Here is a 24,784-nt window from a genome sequence, read left to right as displayed (position 1 = left end):
TGCGGACCAGACTTACGGAACCCGAGCGACCCGTACACAACCCGGTACGACCAGACACGAACCGGACACCCCCACCCCTCCTGACCTGCAACTTCCCCCACCCCCGACAAACTTCGAAAAAAGTCCCAAATCCAGCGCAACGAGACCCAACTACGTACGTCTATGTGGGTGTCGCAAGCAGCACAGCCAACGGAACGTTCGGGGCGGTCCAACGGCAAGGGGAGCAGCCTGCAGACGAAGGGGATGCGAAGGGAAGGCGGGGGCCAGAACTTCGCGGCGAAGGTGCGGCCGGACTGAACGGGAGAGCAGTCCGGCCGCACTGCAATCGCCCAGTCTTGGCTGTTCATCGGCGTGCTCGCCCACCGCATCGGTGTGTTCACCCAGCTCAGCAGCCGCACGTTCAAAAATTGTCAGACCCACCGAGCATCATCAACCGCATGAGGTCCTCAACCCAGCGGGAGAACTCGGCATGGATCACGTACTGGCCCAGCTGCTGCACGAACGCGTGTTCGCAATCCTCAACCAGCTGGAATCCCCAACAGCGGCCCCCGAGACCACGAGGCTCGCAGAAGCCTGGCGCACCCTGCTCGGCCTGCACGAGCCAACCGAGAGCGGGGCCTGCAAAGCCTGCGGCCCGAGATGGCGCAAGCACATGTGCTCGGTCTGGCGAGTGGCCACGGCCTACTTCGTCCGCCGCGATGAGCGCGGCCTGGACCCGGCACGGTCGCGGCTCAAGTCGGCCACGAGTGAGGCCTTCAAGTCAGCCACGAGCGCGGAATAGCCGCGACACGAGCGCAGTTGGAGGCTTGTGAGGCCCCTGAGGCGCCGAACGGCCCCAACCCCACACCGGACGGTGGGTACATCGCCACAAACCCGCGAGAAAGCTACTGAGCCGTAGTTCAGCCAGAACCGAATCAGAGCCGAATCAGACGGTCACACCGCGAGCGTTCAACCAAGTGAGCGGGTTGATCTTCTGGCCACCGGGGTTCCACACCTCGAAGTGCAGGTGCGAGCCGGTCGAGAAGCCGCGGTTGCCCATGCGGGCGATCTGCTCGCCGGCCTTGACGACCTGGCCTTCGCGGACGTTGAACGAGTCCATGTGGCCGTACACGGTGATCGTGCCGTCCGCGTGCTCGATACGGACCCAGAGGCCGAAGCCGGAAGCGGGACCGGCCTCGATCACGCGGCCGTCGGAGGCGGCGAGGATCGGGGTGCCGATCGGGCCGGCGATGTCGATGCCCAGGTGCATGGTGCCCCAACGGCCGCCGTAGCCGGAGGTGAACTCACCGGCGGCGGGGCGGACGAACTTGGGGCGCTTCTTCTCGGCCTCTGCGGCGTCGCGCTGGGTGGTGAGCTGCTGGCTGCGCAGGAGCTTGGCGGCCTCGGCGGAGCCTTCTGACGTGGTCTTCGAGACCGCGAGGATCTGCGGGGCGGAGGCGGTGTCGCCACCCATGCCGTCGAACGTGGCGGCGCCACCGGCGTGGTTCGCGAGCTGCACGTCCTTGCTGTCGCCCGCGGCGGCCTGCATGGCCTGACCTGCGCCTGCTGCGGCGAACGCGCCCACTGCGACGGCGGCGACGACGATGCGTCCGCGAAGCGCCGACGGGGGCGGGGGGAGCCGGTGGGAGCTGATCATGCGCGTGGAGGCGCGGTCGACTGCCTCGTCAAGCGCAGCACTGCGTTCATGGCCGCCGGGGGAGCGGTGGTGACTCAAAGCTTGCCCTTCCGCCTTCGGGGAGCCTGATCGGTGGACCTGCCGGGCGGGGGATTCCCGGTGAGTCAGGATTCGGGGTTCTGACTCGGTGTCCTTCTGTGATCAGACCGTGACAACGGACCGGGGGACAGTAACGGCGGGAAGCCTCGGAGGGCAAACCCCAGTTCGTTATGTCGTCCTAACGGGCGGCGACCAGGAGGTTTCAACTGTCAACTGTGACCGTCGGTCACTTCGGGCGGGCGACACGCCTCACCGCCAGCGGCGATGGGGTGACCCAGGGAGTCGTCCGATCGGGTGATGGCCGTCACAACTACGTGAAGAGTCCTCGTGTCAACCGGGAGGGAAAGGTGACCTGAATCACGTATCTGGTGCTCTTCGACGAGCAACGACGAGTGCTCCAGTCGGGCGTTGCGCTGAGGAACGATGATCTGATCCATCTCCGACCACACGACGACGAACCGCGTGCGGCACGGCCGGCCGGGCTCGGCGAGCTCCTGCAGGAGTTCGGAGCCGGGGCGGAGCTGCTTGGTCAGCGGAGTCGGCAGCAGATAGGCCGCGAGCGTGCCCTTGTGCGGCGTTCCCAGGGTTACGAGCGTGCGAACGCGTGAGTCGCCGTGCAGCCGTTGCACGTAATACCGGGCGATGAGACCGCCGAGCGAATGGCCGACGACGTGTACCTGGTCCGCGCCGGTCTGCTCGCAGATGCGCTCGATGTGCGCTCCGAGCAGGGCGGCCGAGCGGCGGACGTCACCGGTCAACGCCGTCAGCACGCTGTAGTTGATGGCGTGCACCACCCCGAAGCCCCGCCTTCGCAGCGCCCCCGACAGCACCGCGAAGGCGGAGCGGTTGTCCCCGATGCCGTGCACCAACACGATCGGGGTGCCCACGGCGTCCATAGCCGAAACCATCAGCCCGCGCTGGCGGGGCGGCAGGCCGTCCGTCCGGTAGTGCCGGAACTGGCTCTCCGGACGCAGCTGTTCGGTGATCGCGCCCCACGGATAGAGCACCGCGTGGGCCGTCAACCAGGCGGCTTCCATCGCGACACCACGCATCCCGCCGGGCGTGGCCATGGCGCGCAACGCGACCTTGACCTCTTCGGCGACGTCCCGCGCGGTGTGCACCCCCCAGCCGGCGCGATCGAGGACGGCGTCAGTCAGACGCGTCATCCACGACCGGCCGTTGTCGCTCATATGAGCGACGGTAAGTGATGAAGTCACCGGCTAGGAGTACCCGGCGCCTGTTTTCCACATGCGAACGAATTTCGTCTCACTTGGTCGCAACCGGTCACACGGAACTCAACGCCTCTCTTGCTAGGTTCGCCCGCGATGACTCGAACCGAGCTCGAGAACCAGACCCCGGCCGCCGCACGGCTGCGCACCTCGTGGGCGCTCGCCGCCGCGGGCTCCCTCCTCCTCGCCGCGGGCCCGCTGGTCGGCGTGGTCGACGGGGCGGAACCCGCGTTCACGTCGTGGCCGTTGCTCGCCCTGCTCGCTCTGCTGCCGCCGGCCGTCGCGGGTGTGCTGCTGATGCGCGGCAGGCCGTTCGTGGCGGCGGGACTGATCGCCGCGGTGGGCGTGTTCGCCTTCGGGCGGTTGCTGAGCGACCTGCAGATCGTGATCAACGCGATGGCGGTGGCGCGCCCGGAGCTGTTCCGGCCGTCCACGCTGATCGCGGTCACGCCGTCGGCCGGCGTGTGGCTGCTGCTCGCCGGGCACGTGCTGGTGATCGCGGGTGGTCTGCTCGCCGCCGGTCGCGCCGGCATGCCCGCGGACGCGTCGGAGCCTCCCGGCCTGGTGGCCCTGCACGTGATCATCGCCGCGTGGGCGACGATCGGCCTGCTCGGCAAGCCGTTCAGCTCGTCGGACCCGTTCCAGCTCGACCGCGGCCCGTGGGACCTGCCGGTGATCGGGCTGACCGGTGGTCTGCTGGTCGCCCTCGCCGCGCCGCTCGCCACGGCGCTCGCGGCCAGTTCTCCCGACCCGGACACCCGTGAGGGCGGCGTCCTCGGTGTCTCGCTCGCGCTGCTCGCCGTGGTGCTGCCGCCGCTGGTGGCCGGGACCGTCGTCACGGGACTGACCATCTCGGTGGGCCCGGTCCTCGCGTTGCTCGCCGCGCTCGCGCTGCCCACCGTGCCTCCGCTGGCCCGGTTGTGGCGGCTGCTGCGCGGCAAGCGCGACGAGAAGCACGACCTCGCGCTGCCGTCGATCCGCCGCATGCACGTGACGGCAGGCGTCCTCAGCGTGCTCGCGGCCGCCTTCATGGTCATCGGCGCGTCCGTTCCGCAGCTCGTCCTGACCACCGGTGGCAAGGCGCCGGACCTGGCGTCCGCGAACCTCCTCTGGCCGGCCGGAATCGCGTTCGGCCTGCTCGGACTCGCGTTGCTGGTGCCGTCGATCGCCGGGGCGGTGCGCCCGGCGCTGCTGTTCGGCTACCTCGCGATGCAGCTCGCCGCGGCGGGGGCGACCCAGCCGGTCGTGGCCGCGAGCCAGGCTGGCATCGCGCAGCCGGGCGCGGGCTTCTGGCTGATGATCGTCGAGTTCCCCCTCGGCCTGCTCGCGTTGATCTGCGCGGGTCTCGCCGGTGCCGTCGAGCGGGAGAACACCGACGCCGGCAAGAAGCAGGAGATGCCGGTCGCCGAACTGGGCGCGGTGCTGCTGGCCGGGCTGTTCGCGGCGGGCGCCTTCGCGTTGCCGGCCGTGCGCGGCGACAACTACACGGCGCCGACGCTGCTGCCGGACGCCGACCCCGCGGTCTCGTGGGCGTTGCTCAGCTCACTCCTCTTCCTGATCATCGGCCTGGTGATCGCGGTTCGCTCGCGGCCCGCACGCGGTGCCGCGGTGCTCGCGGGCGCTGTGTTGTTGCTCGGCGTGCGCGCGCTGGAGTTGCCGCTGACCGGAGACAAGGTCGTGAACGCGGCGGCCGGGCCCGGCACGTGGCTCGCGCTGGCGTCGGTGGCGGCGTTGGCGGTCGCGGCCGGCTTGATGGGAGCTCGCGCAACGCGGTGAAAGTGGCCGTGCACACGCCTTCTCCTCTATACGCGCGCACTCGTGATCGACCTCACCGCCGTTGAGACCGACCTCACCAGGTGTGGCGTGCGAGCGGTAGCCGCAGCTCGATAGTGTCTGGGCCCAGCCGCGTCAAGTGGGTTCGCTTGGCCCCTTGAGGACCACCCAGGCGCGGTGTTCCGACACCGACGTCGCAGGAGACCCGAGTGGACCTGTACGAGTACCAGGCGAAAGACCTTTTCGCCGCCCACGGCGTCCCGGTACTGCCGGGCGATGTGGCCACCAACCCCGCCGACGCCAAGGCCATCGCCGCGAAGTTCGGCCAGCCGGTCGTCGTCAAGGCCCAGGTCAAGACCGGCGGCCGCGGCAAGGCCGGTGGTGTGAAGCTCGCTTCCACCGCCGAGGAGACCGAGGAGAAGGCGACCGCCATCCTCGGCCTGGACATCAAGGGGCACATCGTTCACCGCGTGCTGGTGACGCCTGCCTCCGACATCGCGGAGGAGTACTACTTCTCCTTCCTCCTCGACCGTGCCAACCGCACCTTCCTCGCCATGGCGAGCGTTGAGGGTGGCATGGACATCGAGGAGGTCGCGGCCACCAAGCCCGAGGCCCTCGCGAAGATCCACATCGACGCCATCAAGGGTGTCGACGCGGCCAAGGCCAAGGAGATCGCCGACGCGGCGAACTTCCCGGCCGAGGTCAAGGACCAGGTCGTCGACGTCATCGTCAAGCTGTGGGAGACCTTCGTCGCGGAGGACGCCACGCTCGTCGAGGTCAACCCGCTGGTCCGCGACCCGCAGGACAAGATCGTCGCGCTCGACGGCAAGGTCACGCTGGACGAGAACGCCGACTTCCGCCACCCGGCGCACGCCGAGCTGGTCGACAAGGCGGCGGAGAACCCTCTCGAGGCGAAGGCCAAGGAGAAGGGCCTCAACTACGTCAAGCTCGACGGCGAGGTCGGCATCATCGGCAACGGCGCCGGTCTCGTGATGTCCACTCTGGACGTCGTGGCGTACGCCGGTGAGCAGTACGGCGTGAAGCCCGCGAACTTCCTCGACATCGGCGGCGGCGCGTCCGCCGAGGTCATGGCGAACGGCCTGGACGTCATCCTCGGCGACGAGGCCGTGCGTTCGGTGTTCGTCAACGTCTTCGGTGGCATCACCGCGTGCGACGCCGTCGCCAACGGCATCGTGAAGGCGCTGGAGATCCTCGGCGACTCGGCCACCAAGCCGCTCGTCGTCCGCCTGGACGGCAACAACGTGGAGGAGGGCCGCGCGATTCTCGCCGAGGCCAACCACCCGCTGGTGACCGTTGTCGACACGATGGACAACGCGGCCGCCAAGGCCGCCGAGCTCGCGGCTGCGGGGGTCTGAGTCAGATGGCTATCTTCCTCAACGAGAACAGCAAGGTCATCGTCCAGGGCATGACCGGTGCCGAGGGCACCAAGCACACCAAGCGCATGCTCGCGTCCGGCACGAACATCGTCGGTGGCGTGAACCCGCGCAAGGCGGGCGAGAAGGTCGACTTCGACGGCACCGTGCTCCCGGTCTTCGGCACCGTCAAGGAGGCCATGGAGGCCACCGGCGCGAACGTGACCGTGATCTTCGTGCCCCCGGCCTTCTCCAAGGCCGCGGTCGTCGAGGCGATCGACGCCGAGATCGAGCTGGCCGTGGTCATCACCGAGGGCATCCCGGTGCACGACACCGCCTACTTCTGGGCGCACGCCGTCGCGACCGGCAACAAGACCCGCATCATCGGCCCGAACTGCCCCGGCATCATCAGCCCCGGCAAGTCGAACGCCGGCATCATCCCCGCGAACATCGCGGGCAGCGGCAAGATCGGTCTGGTGTCGAAGTCCGGCACGCTGACCTACCAGATGATGCACGAGCTGCGGGACTTCGGTTTCTCCACCGCGATCGGCATCGGTGGCGACCCGATCATCGGCACCACGCACATCGACGCCCTGGAGGCCTTCGAGGCCGACGAGGAGACCGTCGCGATCGTGATGATCGGTGAGATCGGCGGCGACGCCGAGGAGCGCGCGGCCGCGTACATCAAGGAGAACGTGACCAAGCCGGTTGTCGGCTACGTCGCGGGCTTCACCGCCCCCGAGGGCAAGACCATGGGCCACGCCGGCGCCATCGTCTCGGGCTCGGCGGGTACCGCGGCAGCGAAGAAGGAGGCCCTCGAGGCCGCCGGCGTCAAGGTCGGCAAGACGCCGTCCGAGACGGCCGCTCTGATGCGCGAGATCATGCAGGCTCTCTGAGCTTGAACGGCACGCGGGGACCTTTCGTACTGTCTGAGAGTACGAAAGGTCCCCGCGTGCGTTCCGGCATCGGAGTAGTTTCGGAGTCCGGCTACTCGCTCGTGTGGCGGAACCGGCATGATCCGGTCATCGTCTGAGCAAGTGCGTCAAGTAGCTTTTTGAAGCATCACTCGGTTGGAGGAGACCTGACATGTCCGTGCCTTACGGCGCACCCCAACAGCAGCCGCCGGGTCCGGCACAGCACCAGGCACCTCATCAGGCCCCTGGCGCCCCCGGCGCCAACAACATCAACCTCGGCCTGATCCTTCCGCTGGTCGCGGCAGGTCTCGGGCTCATCGCGTACCTCATCGCGTTCGCGGACGACGTCAGCAGCGGCAACGTCACGTACCTGCTCGCCGCGGGCGCGCTCGCGGGGCTTTCGGTGCTGCCGAGCATCCCGAGGGGCTTCGTGCCGGTCGCCGCGATCCTGGCGGCCGTGCAGACGCTGCTGCAGCTGCAGGTCATCATCAAGTCGCCGGCGGTGCAGGGGCTCGACATCGTCCTGCTCATCGTCGCGCTGCTGGAGACCGCGGCGATCGTGCTCGCGTTCCTGCTCGCCGAGGGCATCGTGAAGTTCGAGCCGAAGCCGGCGAACCCGTACGCGGGACATCCAGGTCAAGGGCAGCCCGGTGGCTGGAACCCGCAGTCCGGTGCGTTCCCGCAGCAGGGGCAGCACCCGCAGTCCGGCGCGTTCCCGCAGCAGTCGCCCCCGCAGCAGGCACCCCAGCAGCAGGCGCAGCAGCAGCCGTCGTTCGGCCAGCAGCAGTTCGGTCAGCAGCCGCAGCAGCCCGCGCAGCCGGGTCAGCCGCCGCAGCAGACCAGCTTCATGCCGCAGCCGGGTCAGTTCGGCGCGCCGGGCACGCCGCCCGGTGGTTTCGGCGGACCGCAGCAGTAAGTCGTAGTCAGGGCGTCTGCAAGTACCGCCAACTCGCCGTTGGTAGTACTTGCGGACGCCCTTCTCGTGTGCGGCGTGCCTCACTCGAACGGCTCAGCCGGCCTGACACAGTGGAGAAGTGCCCGTGCTGCAACGCGATGTGACCCGCGAGGTCACCACCGTGCGTCCGCCGGAGTTCTCGCGGTCCGAACGCATGCGCGTGCTCGTCGCCGCGGCGGCCGGGTCGGTGGTGGTCGGGTACGCGGCGGTGGCCGCGGTGCTCGCACTGGTCTCCGCGACGGCCACGTACGCCGACTTCTCCACGTCCGGGGTGCTCAGCGCCGCCGCGCCCGCGTGGCTGGCCGCGCACCACGTGCCGCTGCGCTTCGACGCGGGACAGCTCGGGGTGTTGCCGCTGCTGCCCACCGCGTTGCTGATGTTGCTCGTCGGGCGCACCGCCGCGGGCACCGCCGACCGGCTCGGTCTTTACGAACCACTCCAGGCGCGCGGCGTCGTGCTGAGCATCGCCGGAGCGCACGCCGTCGTGGGTGGCGCGATCGCGTTGGTGATGGGCGACGGTGTCGTGCGCGCTACCCCGGCGGTCGCGTTCTTCGGCTGTGCCGCCGTGTCCGCTCTGGCAGCCACCATCGGCGTCGCCCGGCGCTGCGGTCTGGTCGAGATGGTGTTCGACAAGCTCGACCCGGTGGCGCTGCACGGCCTGCGGGCCGGGTTCATGGCATTGTTCGCGCTGGTCAGCGCGGGTGCGCTGGCGGTGGCGGCCGGCCTCGCGGCCTCGTGGCCGAGGACCAGCGAACTCTTCGCGGAGGCGGGGCCGTCGGTCGGTGTGGGCCTGGGCGTGTTCCTGCTGTGCCTCGGTTATCTGCCGAACGCGATCATCGCCGGTTTCTCGTACGTCGTCGGCGCCGGGTTCTCGCTGGGCGGGGTCGAGGTCTCGCCGATGCGGTTCGTCGGCGGTGTGGTGCCCCCGGTGCCGTTGCTGGCGGCGATGCCGGAGAACTCGTTCGTGTGGAGCCCGGTCGTGCTGGTGGGCGCGGCGCTGATCGGCGTGTTCGTCGGCTGGACCTGCCGCAAGGTGTCCGACCGGCCGTCTTCGCGGATCCGCGCGGTGCTGGTCGCCGCGATCACGGCGGCCGTGGGCAGCCTGGTGCTCGCCGCGACGGCGGGTGGCCGGCTGGCGTCCGGCGCGTTCGACCCGGTGACGGTGCCGGCGGGCCTGCTCGCGCTGATGGTGGCGGTGTGGGTGCTGGTGCCGGGCGCGCTGGTCGCCTGGCTCGCCGGGTCCCGCACGAAGGCCGTCGCGGTCGCGGAGACCGAGTTCGTCGAGCCGGACTACGACGAGGAAGCCGCCGACCCGGACGTCGTGTTCGAGGACGACGAGCTCACCGAACAGTTCGAGCAGCTCGAGGTCGTGGACTCCGACGAGTTCGAGGTCGAGGAAGACCTCGAGGACGACGACTACTACGACGAAGACGAGTACGACGAGGACTACGAAGAAGAAGACCCCGACGTGGACGACGTCGAAGAAGACGTTGTGGACGAAGACGAAGAGGACGAACCCGTCGACGAGGGCGCCGAAGAAGAGGCCCTCGACGACGAGGAAGACCTCGACGCGGAGTTCGACGAGATGCTCGGCATGGAGCCCGAGGAGGACCTGGAGGGCAAGCCAGAACGGTGACGGCCTAAACTGCCCCTGAGCTGCTACAACACGCCACGCCCAGGAGTAGACGCTGAGCACCGAACTTCGGCTTCCCGCACCGGCGCGCGTCGTCGTACTCGTCTCCGGTTCCGGAACCCTCATGCAGGCGTTGCTGGACGCCGACTTGCCCGTAGAGGTGGTCGCGGTCGGCGCCGACCGCGAGAACATCGAGGGCCTCAAACGCGCCGAACGCGCCGGGGTGCCGCACTTCGTCGTGAAGCTGCGCGACCACGCCGACCGAGCCGCGTGGGACCTCGCGCTGACCGAGGCGGTGGCGTCCTTCGAGCCCGACCTCGTGGTGTCCGCCGGCTTCATGAAGATCATCGGCGAGCGGTTCCTCGCCCGCTTCGGCGGCCGGATGATCAACACCCACCCCGCGCTGCTGCCCGCGTTCCCCGGCGCCCACGGCGTCCGCGACGCGCTGGACTACGGCGTGCACGTCACCGGATCGACGGTGCACCTGGTCGACGCGGGCGTCGACACCGGGCCGATCCTCGCGCAGGAGGCCGTGGTCGTCGAACCCGGCGACACCGAAGAGACCCTGCACGAACGCATCAAGGTCGTCGAACGCCGACTGCTCGTCGAGACGGTCGGCAGGCTGGCCCGCGAGGGCTGCACCGTGAACGGACGAAAGGTGAGCATTCCGTGAGCACTCCTGCCGAGAGGCGACCGGTCCGCCGGGCCCTGATCGGGGTCTCCGACAAGGCCGGCCTGCTGGAACTGGCCACCGGCCTGCACGCGGCCGGAGTCGAGATCGTGTCCACCGGCGGCACCGCGAAGGTCCTCGCCGACGCGGGCGTCCCGGTGACGCCGGTCGAGCAGGTGACCGGGTTCCCCGAGTGCCTCGACGGCCGCGTGAAGACGCTGCACCCGCGCGTGCACGCCGGGCTGCTGGCCGACCTGCGCAAGGAATCGCACGTCCAGCAGCTGCGCGAGATGGACATCGCGCCGTTCGACCTGCTGGTCGTGAACCTGTACCCGTTCACGCAGACCGTCGCGTCCGGTGCGGACGCCGACGAGTGCGTCGAGCAGATCGACATCGGCGGCCCCGCGATGGTGCGCGCGTCGGCGAAGAACCACGCGAACGTCGCGGTCGTCGTCGACCCGGCGCGGTACGAGTGGGTGCTGGAGAACGTCCGCGAGGGCGGCTTCACCCTGGCCGACCGGCAGCACCTGGCCGCGGACGCGTTCCGGCACACCGCTTCCTACGACGTCGCCGTGGCGTCGTGGATGGGCAACGTGCTGGCGCCGGACGACGAGGGCTCCGGTTTCCCCGGCTGGGTCGGCGCGACCTGGAACCGGTCGAACGTGCTGCGCTACGGCGAGAACCCGCACCAGAACGCCGCGATCTACACGCAGGGCGACGGCCGCGTCGGCCTGGCGTCGGCGAAGCAGTTGCACGGCAAGGAGATGTCGTACAACAACTACCTCGACGGCGACGCCGCCTGGCGTGCCGCGTGGGACCACGAGCTGCCGTGCGTCGCGATCATCAAGCACGCGAACCCGTGCGGCATCGCGGTGTCCGAGCTGAGCATCGCGGACGCGCACCGCAAGGCGCACGAGTGCGACCCGGTCAGCGCGTTCGGCGGCATCATCGCGGCGAACCGCGAGGTCACCGTCGAGATGGCCGAGTTCGTCTCGGAGATCTTCACCGAGGTCGTCATCGCTCCGTCCTACGCGGACGGTGCGGTGGAGGTGTTGCAGCGCAAGAAGAACGTGCGCATCCTCGTGGCCGAGCCGCCCGCTCGGGCCGGCGCCGAGATGCGTCCGGTGTCCGGTGGCCTGCTGCTGCAGCAGCGCGACGCCATCGACGCCTCCGGTGACTCGCCGAAGAACTGGACCCTGGCGTGTGGCAAGCCCGCCGACGAGAAGACGCTGGCGGACCTGGAGTTCGCGTGGCGCGCCATCCGCGCGGTGAAGTCGAACGCGATCCTGCTGGCGGACAACGGCGCCACCGTCGGCGTCGGCATGGGCCAGGTCAACCGGGTCGACTCGTCGCACCTCGCGGTGAAGCGCGCGGGTGAGCGAGCCAAGGGCGCGGTCGCCGCGTCGGACGCGTTCTTCCCGTTCCCGGACGGCCTCGAGGTGCTGCTGGAGGCCGGCGTGCGCGCCGTCGTCCAGCCCGGTGGCTCTGTCCGCGACCCCGAGGTCATCGCCAAGGCCGAGGAGCACGGCATCACCCTCTACCTGACCGGCACCCGCCACTTCGCCCACTGACGTTGATGAGGGGAGCTTTCATAAACCTCAGGTTTATGAAAGCTCCCCTCATCAACTTTGGGCCAGCAGGGCTTCGGCTACGCCTCGGGCTGCGGCTTCGAACTCCGTGATGTCCGGGCGCTTGTTGCCGAACAAGCCGGCGTCCCAGCCGGTGTGCTCTACCTCGACCACGGTGTCGCCCTTGCGCACGATGACGTCGATCTGCAGGAACGCCGACTTGCCGTCCACCAGCACCGCCGTGGCCTCGTCGCCGAGTCCCTCCAGCGGCCGGTTGCTGATCGTGCCCTGGTTGTTCTGCTTCGACTGCGACACGCGCCGCTCGTACTCGGCGGCCGCGTCGCCCACGACGACGTAGGCGTCGGTGTTGCGCAGCCCGGACCCGTCCTCGCCCTTGGTCTGGTCCCACGCGCAGGACGTCTGCGTGTGATCGGCGAGCTTGCGCACCCGTGACATCGCGGGATTGCCGTTCGTGGTGCGCGCCTTGGCCAGCGCCGCTTCAGGGACGTCCGCGCAGACGCCGGGCATCGTGCCGCCGCGTTTGGGGCTGCCGCCGTCGGCGTTCGCGCCGAGGTACAGGAACCCGAACGTCGCCGCGGCGCCGAGCACCAGCACGCCCGCGATGATCCCGACGACGAGCGGTGCCCTGTTCTTCTTCGGCGGCTGCGGCCATCCGGGTGGAGGCGGCGGCTGCTGGTACCAGCCGTGCGGTGGTGGTTGGTTCATGTTTCCCCAGTTCCCCAGTGGTGCTGAAGGCACCGTAGAGGACCTCCCGGACCTGCGTGGGCTTGTCCACCAAAAGGGTGACGCTCTGGCATTGACACAGGGGTGCGCTCGCGCGCTACGATCATCCCGTTCGTTCGAACAAGAGTTCGAATAAGCAAGTCGCCGAACTTCCCGCGGCGGCCGTGCACAGGGGTGCGCACGGTCCGAGACGGGAGGTGGGTGGAGTGTCCAGGTCGGCAACGGCGTCGTTGGCCGCGCTCGGGGTGAACCCGGCCAGCGAGCTGACCAGCACCACCACCGACCACACCACGGGGCGGGTGTTGCCAGTTCGCGGGGAACTGGCGGGCCTGCTGCCGTGGGGCGGCTTGCGGCGAGGCAGCACGGTGTCGGTGGGCGGATCGACATCGTTGCTGCTCGCTCTGCTCGCGGGCGCGACCGCGGACGGCTGCTGGGCCGCCGTGGTCGGTCTGCCGCAGGTGGGCGTGCTGGCCGCGGCCGAGCTCGGGGTCTCGGTGCAGCGGCTGGCACTCGTCCCACGCCCCGGCTCCGATCCGGGACCGGTGATCGCGGCCCTGCTGGACGGCCTGGACCTGGTGGCCGTCGCCTGCCCACTACCTCCCTCACTCGCGCGCCGGCTGACGGCCCGCGCGCGTCAACGCCGTGCGGTGCTCATCGCGTGCGGCTCCTGGCCCTCGGCCGATGTGGAGCTGACCGCGGAGTCGGTGCGCTGGAACCCGCTCGACGACGGCGCGGAAACGTTGCGGCGTCAGGAGATCAGCGTGCGCAGTGGTGGCCGCGGTTCGGCAGGTAAGCCGCGGCACGTGCTGCTGACGTTCGGGGAAGAGGAAATCGAGCTCCCGCTGGTGGCCGGTGAACCTGCCGGGTCCGACGAGCCGGCTGATGCCGGTCCGGACCGGGTCGACGAGCTGGCCGCCAAGCGGGCTACAACCCGAGGTCGTCCTGCGTGAAGGACACCCGTCTCCTCGCGGTCTGGTGCCCGGACTGGCCGGTCGTCGCCGCCTGCACCGCCACCGGTACCGGTCAGCACGTGCCGGTGGCGGTCGTCGACGGCAACGAGATCGTGTCCACCTCGGCCGTGGCGCGCGCCGAGGGGATTCGCCGGGCGATGCGCAAGCGCATGGCCGAGTCGATGTGCCCCGAGCTGATCACCTTCGAGCACGACCCGCAGCGCGACGCCCGGTTCTTCGAGCCGGTCGCGGCGGCCGTCGAGGAGATCGCGCCCGGCATCGAGGTCGTGCAGCCAGGGCTGGTCGCGGTGCCGGCACGGGGACCGGTCGGGTACTTCAAGTCCGCCGAGCAGGCAGCCGAACGCATCGTGGACCACATCGCGGTGCACACAAATGTCGAGGCTCAGGTCGGTGTGGCCGACAGCTTGTTCGCGGCCACGAAAGCCGCGCACCGCAACGTGATCGTGCCGCCGGGCCGGACCGCGGAGTTCCTCGGACCGTTGGGCGTGCACGAACTCGACTCTCCCGAACTGGTCGACCTGTTGCGCAGACTGGGTTTGAAGACGCTCGGCGCGTTCGCGGAGGTGCCGGAGAACGCTGTCGCGTCGAGGTTCGGCGGTCCGGCCACCCGGCAGCACCGGCTGGCGCGCGGCCTGCCCGAACGTCCGCTCGACAAACGCAGACCCGCACCCGAGCTCGCCGTCGCGGAGACCTTCGACGAACCGGTCGACCGCATCGACTCGGCCGCGTTCGCCGCGAAGATCCTCTCGGAACGGCTGCACGAGAACCTCGCGAGCAGAAGTCTCGCGTGCACGCGCCTCGGCATCCACGCCCGCACCGAGAACGACGAGGAGCTGCACCGGGTGTGGCGGGCCGCGGAACCGTTGACACCACGGGGAATCGCGGACCGCGTGCGCTGGCAGCTCGACGGCTGGCTCACCCGCGAGCGGCTCACGTCCGGCATCAGGACGCTCACCCTCGAACCTGTCGAGGTCGTCAACGGCACCGCGCTGCAGCTCGGGTTGTGGGGCCACGACGACGAACGTGCGGTGCGGGCCCTGTTGCACGTCCAGGGTCTGCTCGGCCCCGACGGCGTGCTCACCCCGGTGCTCGACGGCGGCAGAGGACCGAAGGAGCAGGTCAGGCTCGTGCCGTGGGGCGACGAACGGGTGCCGTCGACGAACCCGGACCACCCGTGGCCCGGCCGGCTGCCGAGGGCGCCCGCGACGCTCGCCGACGACCCCGTCGTCCTCAAGGACGCGGACGGCGACGAAGTCGGCGTCACCGGCCGGCTCGAACTCACCGCGCAGCCGAAAAAGCTGACCGTCAAAGGGAGAACGCAGGAGATCAGCGCGTGGGCCGGACCGTGGCCGGTCGACGAGCGGTGGTGGGCGCCGGATCCGCACCGGGCCGCGCGCATCCAGGTGCAGACGAACGACCAGGCGTTCCTGCTGATCCGCAGGGACCAGAGGTGGTTTCTGGAAGGGGTGTACGACTGATGCAGGACGAGTACTGGGATTTGCTGGAGACCCTGATCCCGTTGCCGCGCAAGGAAACAAGTGGGCTGGAATAACCCTCCGGTCCGCTGGAAGGAGTTGGAACGGGCTCTTTCCGGCAAGCCCGTCGAGCAGAAACCCGACGGCGACGACGGTCCGGGATGGTCACGGCACCGCGACCGGTACACCGCCCCGCCGGGTTTCGAGCTGCGCGTGGACGAGCTCGCGGTCACCCGCAAGCGCGTGCCGTACGCGGAACTGCACTGCCATTCCAACTTCAGCTGGCTCGACGGCGCGAGCCATCCCGAGGAGCTCGTCGAGGAGGCACAACGGCTCAAGCTCGACGCCATCGCGATCACCGACCACGACGGCATGTACGGCGTGGTGCGGTTCGCCGAGGCTGCCAAGGAACTCGGGATGCACACGGTGTTCGGCGCCGAGCTCAGCATCGGGCTCGGCAAACCGGCCAACGGCGAACCGGACCCCGAGGGTGATCACCTGCTTCTCCTTGCGCGCCAACAGGACGGCTACCACGCCCTGTGCCGCACGCTCACCACCGGACACCTCGACCACAACGCGGAGAAGGGCAAACCCGTCTACGACATCGATCAGATCGTCGAGGACACCCGCGGCGAGGTCGTGGTGCTGACGGGGTGCCGCAAGGGAACCGTGCGCAGAGCGCTGACCAGGGAAGGGCCGGAGGCGGCGTACCGGGAGATCGTCAGGCTGACCGATCTGTTCGGCAAGGGACGCGTGCACGTCGAGCTGACCGACCACGGCCTGCCGGAGGACAGCAAGCGCAACGACCTTCTTTTCGCGATGGCACAGGACCTCAAACTCCCTGTGGTGGCAACGAACGCCGTGCATTACGCGACTCCGAGCCGTGGCCGGCTCGCCGCCGCGATGGCCGCCGTGCGCGCGCGAAGCAGCCTCGACGACATGGCCGGCTGGCTGCCGCCGTCACCCGCCGCGTTCCTGCGCAGCGGCGAGGAGATGTTCCACCGGTTCCGCCGTTTCCCCGGCGCCGTGCACAACGCCGCGCTGCTCGGCATGCAGCTGGCGTTCGACCTGAGGCTGGTCGCGCCGCGGCTGCCGCCGTTCGACGTGCCACCCGGTCACACCGAGAGCAGCTGGCTGCGCAAGCTCACCTACGAGGGCGCGCACCGCCGGTATCCCGACGGCGACGAGAAGGCGTTCCGGCAGATCGAGCACGAACTGAAGATCATCGAACAGCTCGAGTTCCCCGGTTACTTCCTCGTCGTGCACGACATCGTGGACTTCTGCCGGAGGAACGACATCCTCTGCCAGGGCCGGGGCAGCGCCGCCAACTCCGCGGTGTGCTTCGCGCTCGGCATCACCAACGTCGACGCGGTCCGCTTCGACCTGCTCTTCGAACGTTTCCTGGCTCCCGCCCGCGACGGCCCTCCCGACATCGACGTCGACATCGAGTCCGACCGGCGCGAGGAGGTCATCCAGCACGTCTACACCAAGTACGGCCGCCGCCACGCCGCGCAGGTCGCGAACGTCATCACCTACCGCGCCCGTTCCGCGGTGCGCGACATGGCCCGCGCGCTCGGCCACTCGCCGGGCCAGCAGGACGCGTGGAGCAAGCAGATAGACAGGTGGGGCCCGCTCAACACCACCACCGACGACTGCGACATCCCGCGTCCGGTGCTGGAGCTGTCCGCGCAGCTGGAGAACTTCCCGCGGCACCTGGGCATCCACTCCGGCGGCATGGTGATCTGCCACCGCGCCGTCAGCGAGGTGTGCCCGGTGGAGAAGGCGCGCATGGACAAGCGCACGGTGCTGCAGTGGGACAAGGACGACTGCGCGTCCATCGGCCTGGTGAAGTTCGACCTGCTCGGCCTCGGCATGCTCTCCGCCCTGCACTACGCCATCGACCTCGTGCGTGACCACGAAGGGGTCGAGGTGGACATGGGAAAGGTGCCGCTGGACGATCAGCGCGTCTACGAGATGCTGCGGAAAGCCGATTCCGTCGGCGTTTTCCAGGTGGAGAGCCGCGCCCAGATGGCGACGTTGCCGCGGCTGAAGCCGCGCGAGTTCTACGACCTGGTCGTCGAGGTGGCGCTGATCCGGCCGGGCCCGATCCAGGGCGGTTCGGTGCACCCGTACATCAGGCGCCGCAACAAGGTCGAGGAGTGGGACTACGACCACCCGTTGCTGGAGAACGCTTTGAAGAAGACCTACGGCGTGCCGTTGTTCCAGGAACAGCTCATGCAGATCGCCGTCGACGTGGCCGGCTTCACCGCCGCCGAGGCCGACGAGCTGCGCCGCGCGATGGGTGCCAAGCGCTCGACCGCTCGCATGGAACGCCTGCGCGACCGCTTCTACGAGGGCTGCGCCGCGCAGGGCATCGACGAGGAACTCGCCGGGCGGATCTACGCGAAGCTGCTGGCGTTCGCCAACTTCGGCTTCCCCGAGTCGCACGCCCTGTCGTTCGCGCACCTGGTGTTCGTGAGCGCGTGGTTCAAGCTCTACTACCCGGCGGCCTTCTGCGCGGCCCTGCTCCGCGCCCAGCCGATGGGCTTCTACTCCCCGCAGTCCCTGGTGGCCGACGCTCGCCGCCACGGCGTGACGGTGCACGGCCCGTGCGTGAACTCGTCGCTCCCGTGGGCGAGCTTGGAGCGTTTCGAGGGTGCGAACGCCGTCCGCATCGGTTTGTCGGCGGTGCGCGGCGTCGGAGCTGCTGATGCCGAGCGAATCGTTGCGGCACAACCGTTCCGCGACATGGAGGACTTCGGCTCGCGCGTGCAGCTCAGCACGGCCCAGGTAGAGGCCCTGGCCACCGCCGGTGCTTTCGGGTGTTTCGGGCTGGAGCGTCGCGAAGCCCTGTGGGCGGCCGGTGCGGTAGCCGCGATCAGGCCCGACCGCTTGCCCGGCACCACGGTCGGCGTGGACGCGCCCGCGTTGCCCGGCATGGACGACGTCGAGCTGGCGGTGGCGGACGTGTGGGCCACGGGCCTGTCGCCGGACAGCTTCCCGACCCAGTTCGTCCGGTCCCAGCTGGACGCGATGGGTGCGTTGCCCACCGCCGCGCTCTCGTCGGTGAAACCCGGAACACGCGTGCTGATCGGGGGCGCGGTGACGCATCGGCAGCGCCCGGCGACCGCGGGCGGGGTCACGTTCCTCAACATCGAGGACGAGACCGGGATGGTGAACGTCGTGTGCTCGCAGGGGTTGTGGGCGCGGTACCGGCGGGTGGCGCGCAGCAGCGGGGCGATGCTGGTGCGGGGCGTGGTCGAGTCCGCGGAGGGTGTGGTCAGCCTGATGGCGGACCGGTTGCAGCACCTCGACCTGCGGATCCCGTCGAAGTCACGCGACTTCCGTTGACTGTGCCGCACGTCACATCTGCGAGTGTCAGGTCTGAGTCGGCTGGCTTGTCAGAAGACCGTCATCGAAATCCGGTGGCGTGATCATGAGGGGTGACAGGCCATGGAGAACAACCGCCACGTCGTCGTGCTGGGTGCGGGATACACCGGCATGTACGCCGCGATCCGTCTCGCGCACCGCACGCGGCGGACCGGTGTCCGCATCACACTCGTCAACCCGTCGGTGCGGTTCACCGAGCGCCTGCGGCTGCACCAGATCGCCGCCGGTCACACCCTGGCCGACCACCGGATCGCCGACCTGGTCGCGGGCACGAACATCACGTTCGTGCAGGGCAAGGCCATCGCCATCGACCCCGAGGGCCACAGCCTCGCCGTCGACGACGGCACGCTGCTGGACTACGACACCCTGGTCTACGCGCTGGGCAGCGCCACTGACACCAGCCTGGTCCCCGGTGCGGACGTCCACGCCTTCACGCTCAACGGTCTGGAGGCCGCCGCACGTTTTCACGACCGGTTGCGGGAACTGACCGCGGGCGACACCGTCACCGTCTGCGGCGGCGGACTCACCGGTGTCGAGGCGGCGGCCGAGATCGCCGAAGCCCGCCCCGACCTGAACGTCACGCTGATCAGCACGACCGAGCCCGGTTCGATGATGGGCGAGAAGGCGCGCGCGTACCTCCACCGGTCACTGGACCGCCTCGGCGTGACGGTGGCGGCCGGCCGACGGGTCGCCAAGGTGCTGCCCGACGCCGTCGAACTGGAGACCGGCGAGCGCGTCGAATCGGACGCCTGCCTGTGGACCGCGGGCGTCAAGGTGTCGCCGCTGGCCAGGGAGTCGGGCGTGACCGTGGACGACCGCGGCCTGATCGTGGTGGACGCGGCGCTGCGGTCGGTGTCGCACCCCGACATCCACGTCATCGGGGACGCCGCCGCGATCCGTCTGGCCTGGGGAGAACTGCACGGCACCTGCCAGAGCGGTCTGCCCACCGCCCAGCACACCGCCGACACCATCGCCCGCCTGGTGCGCGGCAAGCAGGCCAAGCCGTTCCGGTTCGGCTACTACCACCAGCCGATCAGTCTCGGCCGCCGCGACGCGGTCATCGGGTTCACCCACGCCGACGAGAGCCCGCGCCGGATCTACCTGAAGGGACGTGCCGCCGTCGTCTACAAGGAGATGGTGAGCAGCAGCCCGGTCAAGATGTTCAAGCTCAGCAAGCGCATGAACGTCAGCGCCACTGTCTCGAAGGGCGGCCGCGCGACCCGCCGGCCGTAGTTCCCCTGCCAGGACTCGAACCTGGTCCTCCCGCGTAACAGTCGGGCGTGCTGCCGCCAGCACCTCAGAGGATCGGTGGAGCAGTACCCCCGGCAGGAGTCGAACCTGCGTCTCCGGCAACGGATGCCGGTGTCGTGTCCGTTGGACCACGAGGGTGTGGCGGAGGATGCAGGATTCGAACCTGCGCGACGCTCGCGCGCCGACGACCGTTTTCGAGACGGATGCCTTACCGGACTCGGCCAATCCTCCATTGTCCTGCGTTGACTGCGCGTCCCGAAGGACGCCTTTCCGTCGGATGCCCGCGAGTCGAACGCGGTGTGTCCTCATCCCAAATGAGGTGGGTTGCCGTCTCCCTCGCACCCGTGAGTACCCCTGCCAGGAGTCGAACCTGAATCTCGGCGTTCGTAGCGCCGCACTCTCTCCATTGAGCTACAAGGGCAAAATTAAATGCACAGCAAAAAGAGAGCCGCCCTGTCGGTTTCCCGACGGGCGGCTCCCTGAAGTGGCTGGACTTATAGGCCACTACAAGGAGCTCACCTGCGGAAACGGTCGCAACGAACCGGGGCGCCGGGACGGGTGCGCGCACAGGACAGCGGTGCTGAATCGCCGCTCCTGACCTCGCGTGCTCATCATGACGTCCCCTTGGGTCTTGGTGTGTGACACAAGTATTGCGGCGGTCGGTGTCCGTCGTCAATCATTATTTCTGAACTCGTCCGAAACTCGGGAACGAAACTTCGGTCTCGAATCAGAACCCCGGGGTGCACCAGGGATTGCCGCACGAGCGCCTGCGGCTGGGCGGCCCGCAGGTGTCCACCTGCGTCGCGGGTCACGGCGACGCTTCGATCATCAGCACCACGAGTGACGTCACCCGCTTCCTCAGCGCACTCCTGGGCGGCCGGGCTGCTGAAGCTCGCACAGCTGGCGGAGATGCGATTCGCACTGCGAAATCCATTGGGCACCGCTACGTTCGAGCAACCGCGATCAAGCATGCATCTGGGGGTGGCGTGCCGCTTGAGCACCTTGAGCCGGCAGAACTCGACGTTCCCGACGATCCGAGAACGCGCGCGCATCTCGCGGACGATGTCCGATCCCAAGTTCAAGAACGGGATGTGGCCGCAGGCGGTGACCGGGTGAGGCCACGCCCGATCATCGCGTTGGCGATCACGGCGATGGCACTCGCCGGCGGCTGCACGGTCAAACCGGTGTCCACCACCACCTTCAGCAGCGCCCCGACACCGACCACCACCCCGGCTCCCGGTCCGGTCAAGTACGCCTCCGCGACCTTCAAGACCTGTCTGGAGATCCAGCAGAAGGTTCCCGGCCTGCCGTCCCCGCTGGCCTCCGAGCCGCTTCGGGGCGACGACCGGTTCTCGCTGACGTGCACGTTCACGACGTCGGAGAACGACGACATTCCGATGATCACCCTGGAAGTCGAGCTGTACGAGAACCTGCGGGACTCGTCCGGAGCGGAACGTGCGAAGTCGGGGTTCAACGCCACCCCGATGGGCGAGACGAAGGACAGCAGCCTGCATCTGGGTTCCGAGGCCCGGTGGGCGGACCCTGGTAGCGGTCCTGGTTGCCGGCTGAACGTCCTCGACGAGAACGCGGTGTTGATGACCAGGTACAACAACGTCGGCAAGAAGCTGGACCCGCGCAGCGAGGAGTGCCGTCGGCTCGCCAGTGACGTGGTGAAGCAGTTCTACGCGGCGATTCAGCCGTAGTTCGCTGTCAGAAACGGGAGAGCCGCCCTGCTCGGTGCGGCTCTCCCTGTCATTTCAGGGGCGTTCGTAAGTCATGAACGAAACTCCGCTCTCGAACAGTCGCGCGTCGGTGCGCTGGAACTTGGTGATGTCGGCCTTCCCGTCGAACAACGGGATACCGCGACCGAACACCACCGGGTGGATCTTCAGCAGCAGCTTGTCGATCTGCGGCAGCAGTTCGGCCGCCAGCTTGCCGCCGCCGCACAGCCAGATGTCGAGGCCGTCCTCTTCCTTCAGCGCCCGCACGCGACCGGCCACGTCCGAGCTGATCACCTCGACGTCGTCCGGGGTGTCGGTCAGGCTCGACGACACGACGAACTGGCGCAGGTGGGCGTAGGGCGAGGCCAGTCCGCCCGGGACCTGGTAGGTGTGGCGGCCCATCAGCACCGTGTCGAAGTTCCGGTTCGGCGTGTCCGAGAAGCCGAACGGTTCCCGGAGCTGGGTGGGCAGCGTGTCCGGGTAGTCGGCGTTGATGCCGGCCATGTGGTCGCCTTCGAAGACGAACCCGTCGAAGGTCCCGTCCTCGGCCGCGATGAAACCGTCCAGCGTCACTGCCACGTAGTAGACGAGCTTTCGCATGCAGATCATCCCCTCAGAACTCGTTCAACCACGACAACTGTAGTACTATGCCTGTAGTGGTTGTCAAGGAGGCATCGTGGTCCGGAACGAGGCACGGCGAACTGCTCTGTTGGACGCGGCGATCGACGTCCTGGCCGAGGAAGGCGCGCGGGGGCTGACCTACCGCGCGATCGACGCGAAGGCGGAGGTGCCCGCGGGCACGGCGTCGAACTACTTCGCCAACCGCGACGAGCTGATGGCCGAGGTCTCGACCAGGGTGACCGAGCGGCTCATGCCGTCGGACGAGTCGATCGCGGAGTCGCTCGCGCTGCCCAGGGACAAGGCGCTGAGCGTGAAGTTCATGCACGACATCATCAGGCGGGCGGATGCCAACAAGGCCTGTTATCTCGCGATGATGGAGCTGCGGCTCGAAGCCACGCGGCGCCCGGAGCTGCGGACGGCACTCACGAAGACGTTCGCCGCCAACCTCGACTTCAACATCGCGTTCAACGAGGAGTCGAAGCTGCCGGGCGACCGGATGACCGTCCTCCTCATGTACTTCGGGATGACGGGGTTGATCTACGAACGGCTGACGTTGCCGGGCGTGGTCGAACCGATGGACCTCGACCAGCTGATCGAGGTCCTCGTCGACCGCGCTATCGGCTGAGCGGACCGCCGGTGATCGTCAGGGCCACGGCGATCACCACGATGCCCAGGGTCGAGTACAGGAACGCGTCCATGCCACGGCCGCGGATCTTGATCAGACCCGCCTGCTCGTCGCTCACCAGGATCCGCAGCACGGCCGCGACCAGCAGCGACACGCCCAGCAGGACCGCGCCCTGCCGCCAGTGGTACTGGAAGATCCGCACCAGCCCGAGCGCGCTGACCCCGAGCACCAGCGCGAACGGCAGGTGCTTGCCGGGGCCGGACCGCCAGCGCTGTTCGGACATGAGCGCCTCGGCGTCAGACCGCTGCATTGGCGCGCTCGGCGGCTTCGACGGTGTTGGTCAGCAGCATCGCGACGGTCATCGGACCGGCGCCACCGGGGATCGGGGCGAGCCAGCCCGCGACCTCGCGGACCTCGGGAGCGACGTCACCGACCAGGCCCGCCTCGGTGCGGGTGATGCCGACGTCGACGACGGCCGCGCCCGGCTTGACCATGTCCGCGGTGATCAGGCCCGGGCTGCCGGCGCCGGCGATCACGATGTCCGCCCGGCGCACCTCGGCCGCGAGGTCCTTGGTGCCGGTGTGGCACAGCGTCACGGTGGCGTTCTCGGAACGGCGGGTCAGCAGCAGGCCGATCGGGCGGCCGACGGTGACGCCGCGGCCGACGACCGTGACGTTCGCGCCGGCGAGCGGCACGTCGTAGCGGCGCAGCAGCTCCACGATGCCGCGCGGCGTCGCGGGCAGCGCGGCCTCCTCACCGAGCACGAGCTTGCCCAGGTTGACCGGGTGCAGGCCGTCGCCGTCCTTGGCCGGGTCGATCCGCTCCAGGATCGCGTTCGCGTTGAGGTGCTTGGGCAGCGGGAGCTGCACGATGTAGGCGGTGACCTCGGGGTTCGCGTTCAGCTCGTCGATGACGGCCTCCAGCTCCTCCTGCGTGGTCTCCTCGGGCAGGTCGCGGCGGATCGACTTGATGCCGACCTTCTCGCACGCCCGGTGCTTGCCCTTGACGTACGAGTGCGAGCCGGGGTCGTCGCCGACCAGCACGGTGGCCAGACCGACCGAGACCGGCAGCGCGGCGACCCGCGCCTTGAGGTCCTCGAACAGCGCGTTCCGGGTTTCGTTGCCGTTGAGCAGCGTCGCAGTCACGTCTTCATCCTCCCATTGGGCAGCGCCGCGATGCCGACCGACACCAGCGTCAGCACCACACCTATCACGGTCGGCAACGCCAGATGCCCGCTCACCGCGTCCAGCAGCACGGCCCCGACGAGCTGCCCGCTGACCCCGCACAACCCGACCATCAGCACACCGATGAACCGCACGGACACGATCGCTCCACCCACCCCGACGATGCCGATCAACCCGCCCAGGTAGAGCCACCAGTGCGAGGTGAAGGTGCCCGGCACGCCACCCCACGCCACCAGGTTGACCAGCGACAACGCCGCCGTGCCCGCGGTGAAGTTCACCAGGATCGTCGCCAGCGAGTGGGCCGCGGCCTCGCGGACCAGCCCGTTCACCGCCTGCTGCCAGCCCATCAGCAGACCCGCGACCAACGGCAGCACCGCGAGCCACAACCCGCCGGGCGACGCGAACTGATGCGAGACGGCGACTGTGACCGCGATAACGCCGACGACCGCTCCAGCGACACGTGTGGTTGTGAACGGTTTCGGCTCGCCCGGCCCGACCCCGAGTCGGTCGATCACCATGCTGCTCACGACCTGCCCGATCACCACCGCGACCGTGAACACCGCCACACCGATGGTCGCGACCGCGAGTCCCTGCGAACCGACCAGCACGGCGCCGCTGATGCCACCGACGCACTCCCACCACCGGATGCGCCGATGTCGCAGCGCGTCGCGCAGCCGCAGCAGTCCGTCCCGTCCGGACTGTCGCGACAGGACCAGCACGAGCAGCACCAACCAGCCGCCGGCGAACGAGATCCACGCCGCCAGCAGGCCGTTCTGCAACGACTGGGCCAGCGATCCGTTGACGCGCGCCTGGACCGCGATGGCGAGTCCACCGACCGCGGCCAGCAGACCGCCGGTCACCTGCGTGGACCCCGACATTGCTCCTCCAGCCGAGACAGGGGTGTTCTTGATCAGCTTTAACCAGGCCCGTGCACCGCGTTATGGTCGGGCCTCCACCGTTCGGCGCAGTGGCG

At 69.0% G+C, this 24,784-nt stretch carries 22 protein-coding genes and 4 tRNA genes; 15 read left to right on the top strand and 11 right to left on the bottom strand.

Annotated elements, in window-relative coordinates; translation table 11 throughout:
* The first annotated feature begins 469 nt into the window (after positions 1-469).
* A complete protein-coding gene (locus G7043_RS06445) occupies positions 470-781 on the top strand; it encodes a hypothetical protein (protein ID WP_166044588.1) in 312 nt (103 codons plus the stop codon).
* Positions 782-925: 144 nt separating this feature from the next.
* Here G7043_RS06445 and G7043_RS06440 read toward each other — a convergent pair whose 3' ends face one another.
* The gene (locus G7043_RS06440; protein ID WP_166044587.1) at positions 926-1,636 is read right to left on the bottom strand and encodes a M23 family metallopeptidase; all 711 of its coding nucleotides are present in this window, start codon (positions 1,634-1,636) and stop codon (positions 926-928) included.
* 287 nt (positions 1,637-1,923) lie between these two features.
* Positions 1,924-2,904 (bottom strand): esterase/lipase family protein, encoded by a 981-nt coding sequence (locus G7043_RS06435; RefSeq protein WP_242641842.1) that lies wholly within the window; start codon positions 2,902-2,904, stop codon positions 1,924-1,926.
* 135 nt (positions 2,905-3,039) lie between these two features.
* Here G7043_RS06435 and G7043_RS06430 point away from each other — a divergent pair, with 135 nt between their 5' ends.
* From G7043_RS06430 to purH, 7 genes are all read left to right on the top strand, one after another.
* Complete coding sequence (locus G7043_RS06430; RefSeq protein ID WP_166044586.1) at positions 3,040-4,719, top strand: hypothetical protein; 1,680 nt, start codon at positions 3,040-3,042, stop codon at positions 4,717-4,719.
* 206 nt (positions 4,720-4,925) lie between these two features.
* Complete coding sequence (gene sucC / locus G7043_RS06425; RefSeq protein WP_166044585.1) at positions 4,926-6,092, top strand: ADP-forming succinate--CoA ligase subunit beta; 1,167 nt, start codon at positions 4,926-4,928, stop codon at positions 6,090-6,092.
* 5 nt (positions 6,093-6,097) lie between these two features.
* Entirely contained in the window at positions 6,098-6,985 is an 888-nt protein-coding gene (gene sucD, locus G7043_RS06420) for a succinate--CoA ligase subunit alpha (RefSeq protein ID WP_166044584.1), read from the top strand.
* Between the two features lie 190 nt (positions 6,986-7,175).
* Entirely contained in the window at positions 7,176-7,919 is a 744-nt protein-coding gene (locus G7043_RS06415; RefSeq protein WP_166044583.1) for a DUF5336 domain-containing protein, read from the top strand.
* Positions 7,920-8,037: 118 nt separating this feature from the next.
* A complete protein-coding gene (locus tag G7043_RS06410) occupies positions 8,038-9,594 on the top strand; it encodes a cell division protein PerM (protein ID WP_166044582.1) in 1,557 nt (518 codons plus the stop codon).
* Between the two features lie 52 nt (positions 9,595-9,646).
* Complete coding sequence (purN, locus tag G7043_RS06405; protein ID WP_166044963.1) at positions 9,647-10,264, top strand: phosphoribosylglycinamide formyltransferase; 618 nt, start codon at positions 9,647-9,649, stop codon at positions 10,262-10,264.
* Positions 10,261-11,832, top strand: a complete 1,572-nt coding sequence (gene purH, locus G7043_RS06400; protein ID WP_166044581.1) for a bifunctional phosphoribosylaminoimidazolecarboxamide formyltransferase/IMP cyclohydrolase — start codon at positions 10,261-10,263, stop codon at positions 11,830-11,832. The genes purN and purH overlap by 4 nt, the downstream gene beginning before the upstream one ends.
* Positions 11,833-11,883: 51 nt before the next feature.
* Here the strand turns inward: purH and G7043_RS06395 are convergent, their stop codons facing one another.
* Positions 11,884-12,555, bottom strand: a complete 672-nt coding sequence (locus G7043_RS06395; RefSeq protein ID WP_166044580.1) for a hypothetical protein — start codon at positions 12,553-12,555, stop codon at positions 11,884-11,886.
* A gap of 224 nt (positions 12,556-12,779) precedes the next feature.
* Between G7043_RS06395 and G7043_RS06390 the strand changes: the two genes are divergently transcribed.
* From G7043_RS06390 to G7043_RS06375, 4 genes are all read left to right on the top strand, one after another.
* Positions 12,780-13,523 (top strand): hypothetical protein, encoded by a 744-nt coding sequence (locus tag G7043_RS06390; protein ID WP_313887721.1) that lies wholly within the window; start codon positions 12,780-12,782, stop codon positions 13,521-13,523.
* Positions 13,520-15,022 (top strand): DNA polymerase Y family protein, encoded by a 1,503-nt coding sequence (locus G7043_RS06385; RefSeq protein ID WP_166044579.1) that lies wholly within the window; start codon positions 13,520-13,522, stop codon positions 15,020-15,022. Before G7043_RS06390 ends, G7043_RS06385 begins: the two co-directional genes overlap by 4 nt.
* A gap of 60 nt (positions 15,023-15,082) precedes the next feature.
* Positions 15,083-18,370, top strand: coding sequence for an error-prone DNA polymerase (locus tag G7043_RS06380; RefSeq protein ID WP_166044578.1), 3,288 nt, complete (start codon positions 15,083-15,085; stop codon positions 18,368-18,370).
* A 102-nt stretch (positions 18,371-18,472) separates the two neighbouring features.
* Positions 18,473-19,642 (top strand): NAD(P)/FAD-dependent oxidoreductase, encoded by a 1,170-nt coding sequence (locus tag G7043_RS06375; RefSeq protein WP_166044577.1) that lies wholly within the window; start codon positions 18,473-18,475, stop codon positions 19,640-19,642.
* Here G7043_RS06375 and G7043_RS06370 read toward each other — a convergent pair.
* The 4 genes from G7043_RS06370 to G7043_RS06355 all read right to left on the bottom strand — a co-directional run bounded on the left by G7043_RS06370 (position 19,643) and on the right by G7043_RS06355 (position 20,081).
* Positions 19,643-19,714, bottom strand: a tRNA-Asn gene (locus G7043_RS06370).
* A 12-nt stretch (positions 19,715-19,726) separates the two neighbouring features.
* Positions 19,727-19,798, bottom strand: a tRNA-Arg gene (locus G7043_RS06365).
* A gap of 1 nt (position 19,799) precedes the next feature.
* Positions 19,800-19,891: transfer RNA gene (locus G7043_RS06360), tRNA-Ser, on the bottom strand.
* Between the two features lie 118 nt (positions 19,892-20,009).
* Positions 20,010-20,081: transfer RNA gene (locus G7043_RS06355), tRNA-Arg, on the bottom strand.
* Positions 20,082-20,653: 572 nt separating this feature from the next.
* On the opposite strand from G7043_RS06355, the gene G7043_RS49255 reads away from it, so the two are divergent.
* Complete coding sequence (locus tag G7043_RS49255) at positions 20,654-20,776, top strand: hypothetical protein (RefSeq protein ID WP_278185677.1); 123 nt, start codon at positions 20,654-20,656, stop codon at positions 20,774-20,776.
* Complete coding sequence (locus G7043_RS06350; RefSeq protein ID WP_166044576.1) at positions 20,773-21,363, top strand: hypothetical protein; 591 nt, start codon at positions 20,773-20,775, stop codon at positions 21,361-21,363. Before G7043_RS49255 ends, G7043_RS06350 begins: the two co-directional genes overlap by 4 nt.
* A 54-nt stretch (positions 21,364-21,417) precedes the next feature.
* Here the strand turns inward: G7043_RS06350 and G7043_RS06345 are convergent, their stop codons facing one another.
* The gene (locus G7043_RS06345) at positions 21,418-21,981 is read right to left on the bottom strand and encodes a dihydrofolate reductase family protein (RefSeq protein WP_166044575.1); all 564 of its coding nucleotides are present in this window, start codon (positions 21,979-21,981) and stop codon (positions 21,418-21,420) included.
* A gap of 76 nt (positions 21,982-22,057) precedes the next feature.
* Here G7043_RS06345 and G7043_RS06340 point away from each other — a divergent pair, with 76 nt between their 5' ends.
* Positions 22,058-22,627, top strand: a complete 570-nt coding sequence (locus G7043_RS06340) for a TetR/AcrR family transcriptional regulator (protein WP_166044574.1) — start codon at positions 22,058-22,060, stop codon at positions 22,625-22,627.
* Here G7043_RS06340 and G7043_RS06335 read toward each other — a convergent pair.
* From G7043_RS06335 to G7043_RS06325, 3 genes are read right to left on the bottom strand one after another with little or no spacing between them, the layout of a single operon-like run.
* Positions 22,617-22,910: a DUF3017 domain-containing protein gene (locus tag G7043_RS06335; RefSeq protein ID WP_166044962.1), complete on the bottom strand. Its 294-nt coding sequence runs from the start codon at positions 22,908-22,910 to the stop codon at positions 22,617-22,619. The two genes, G7043_RS06340 and G7043_RS06335, sit on opposite strands and share 11 nt — an antisense overlap.
* A 13-nt stretch (positions 22,911-22,923) precedes the next feature.
* Positions 22,924-23,772: a bifunctional methylenetetrahydrofolate dehydrogenase/methenyltetrahydrofolate cyclohydrolase gene (locus G7043_RS06330; protein WP_166044573.1), complete on the bottom strand. Its 849-nt coding sequence runs from the start codon at positions 23,770-23,772 to the stop codon at positions 22,924-22,926.
* Positions 23,769-24,689: a DMT family transporter gene (locus tag G7043_RS06325; RefSeq protein WP_166044572.1), complete on the bottom strand. Its 921-nt coding sequence runs from the start codon at positions 24,687-24,689 to the stop codon at positions 23,769-23,771. Before G7043_RS06325 ends, G7043_RS06330 begins: the two co-directional genes overlap by 4 nt.
* Positions 24,690-24,784 lie beyond the last annotated feature (95 nt).

Origin of the sequence: Lentzea alba (genome assembly GCF_011067745.1) — a bacterium.
Taxonomy (GTDB): Bacteria; Actinomycetota; Actinomycetes; order Mycobacteriales; family Pseudonocardiaceae; genus Lentzea; species Lentzea alba.
This window is presented reverse-complemented; position numbering and strand designations above follow the sequence as displayed.

Coding starts and splice junctions, on each gene's coding strand:
- G7043_RS06445 (WP_166044588.1), top strand. CDS start 470: ATGGATCACGTACTGGCCCAGCTGCTGCACGAACGCGTGTTCGCAATC.
- G7043_RS06440 (WP_166044587.1), bottom strand. CDS start 1,636: ATGATCAGCTCCCACCGGCTCCCCCCGCCCCCGTCGGCGCTTCGCGGA.
- G7043_RS06435 (WP_242641842.1), bottom strand. CDS start 2,904: ATGAGCGACAACGGCCGGTCGTGGATGACGCGTCTGACTGACGCCGTC.
- G7043_RS06430 (WP_166044586.1), top strand. CDS start 3,040: ATGACTCGAACCGAGCTCGAGAACCAGACCCCGGCCGCCGCACGGCTG.
- sucD (WP_166044584.1), top strand. CDS start 6,098: ATGGCTATCTTCCTCAACGAGAACAGCAAGGTCATCGTCCAGGGCATG.
- G7043_RS06415 (WP_166044583.1), top strand. CDS start 7,176: ATGTCCGTGCCTTACGGCGCACCCCAACAGCAGCCGCCGGGTCCGGCA.
- G7043_RS06395 (WP_166044580.1), bottom strand. CDS start 12,555: ATGAACCAACCACCACCGCACGGCTGGTACCAGCAGCCGCCGCCTCCA.
- G7043_RS06375 (WP_166044577.1), top strand. CDS start 18,473: ATGGAGAACAACCGCCACGTCGTCGTGCTGGGTGCGGGATACACCGGC.
- G7043_RS06345 (WP_166044575.1), bottom strand. CDS start 21,981: ATGCGAAAGCTCGTCTACTACGTGGCAGTGACGCTGGACGGTTTCATC.
- G7043_RS06335 (WP_166044962.1), bottom strand. CDS start 22,910: ATGTCCGAACAGCGCTGGCGGTCCGGCCCCGGCAAGCACCTGCCGTTC.
- G7043_RS06325 (WP_166044572.1), bottom strand. CDS start 24,689: ATGTCGGGGTCCACGCAGGTGACCGGCGGTCTGCTGGCCGCGGTCGGT.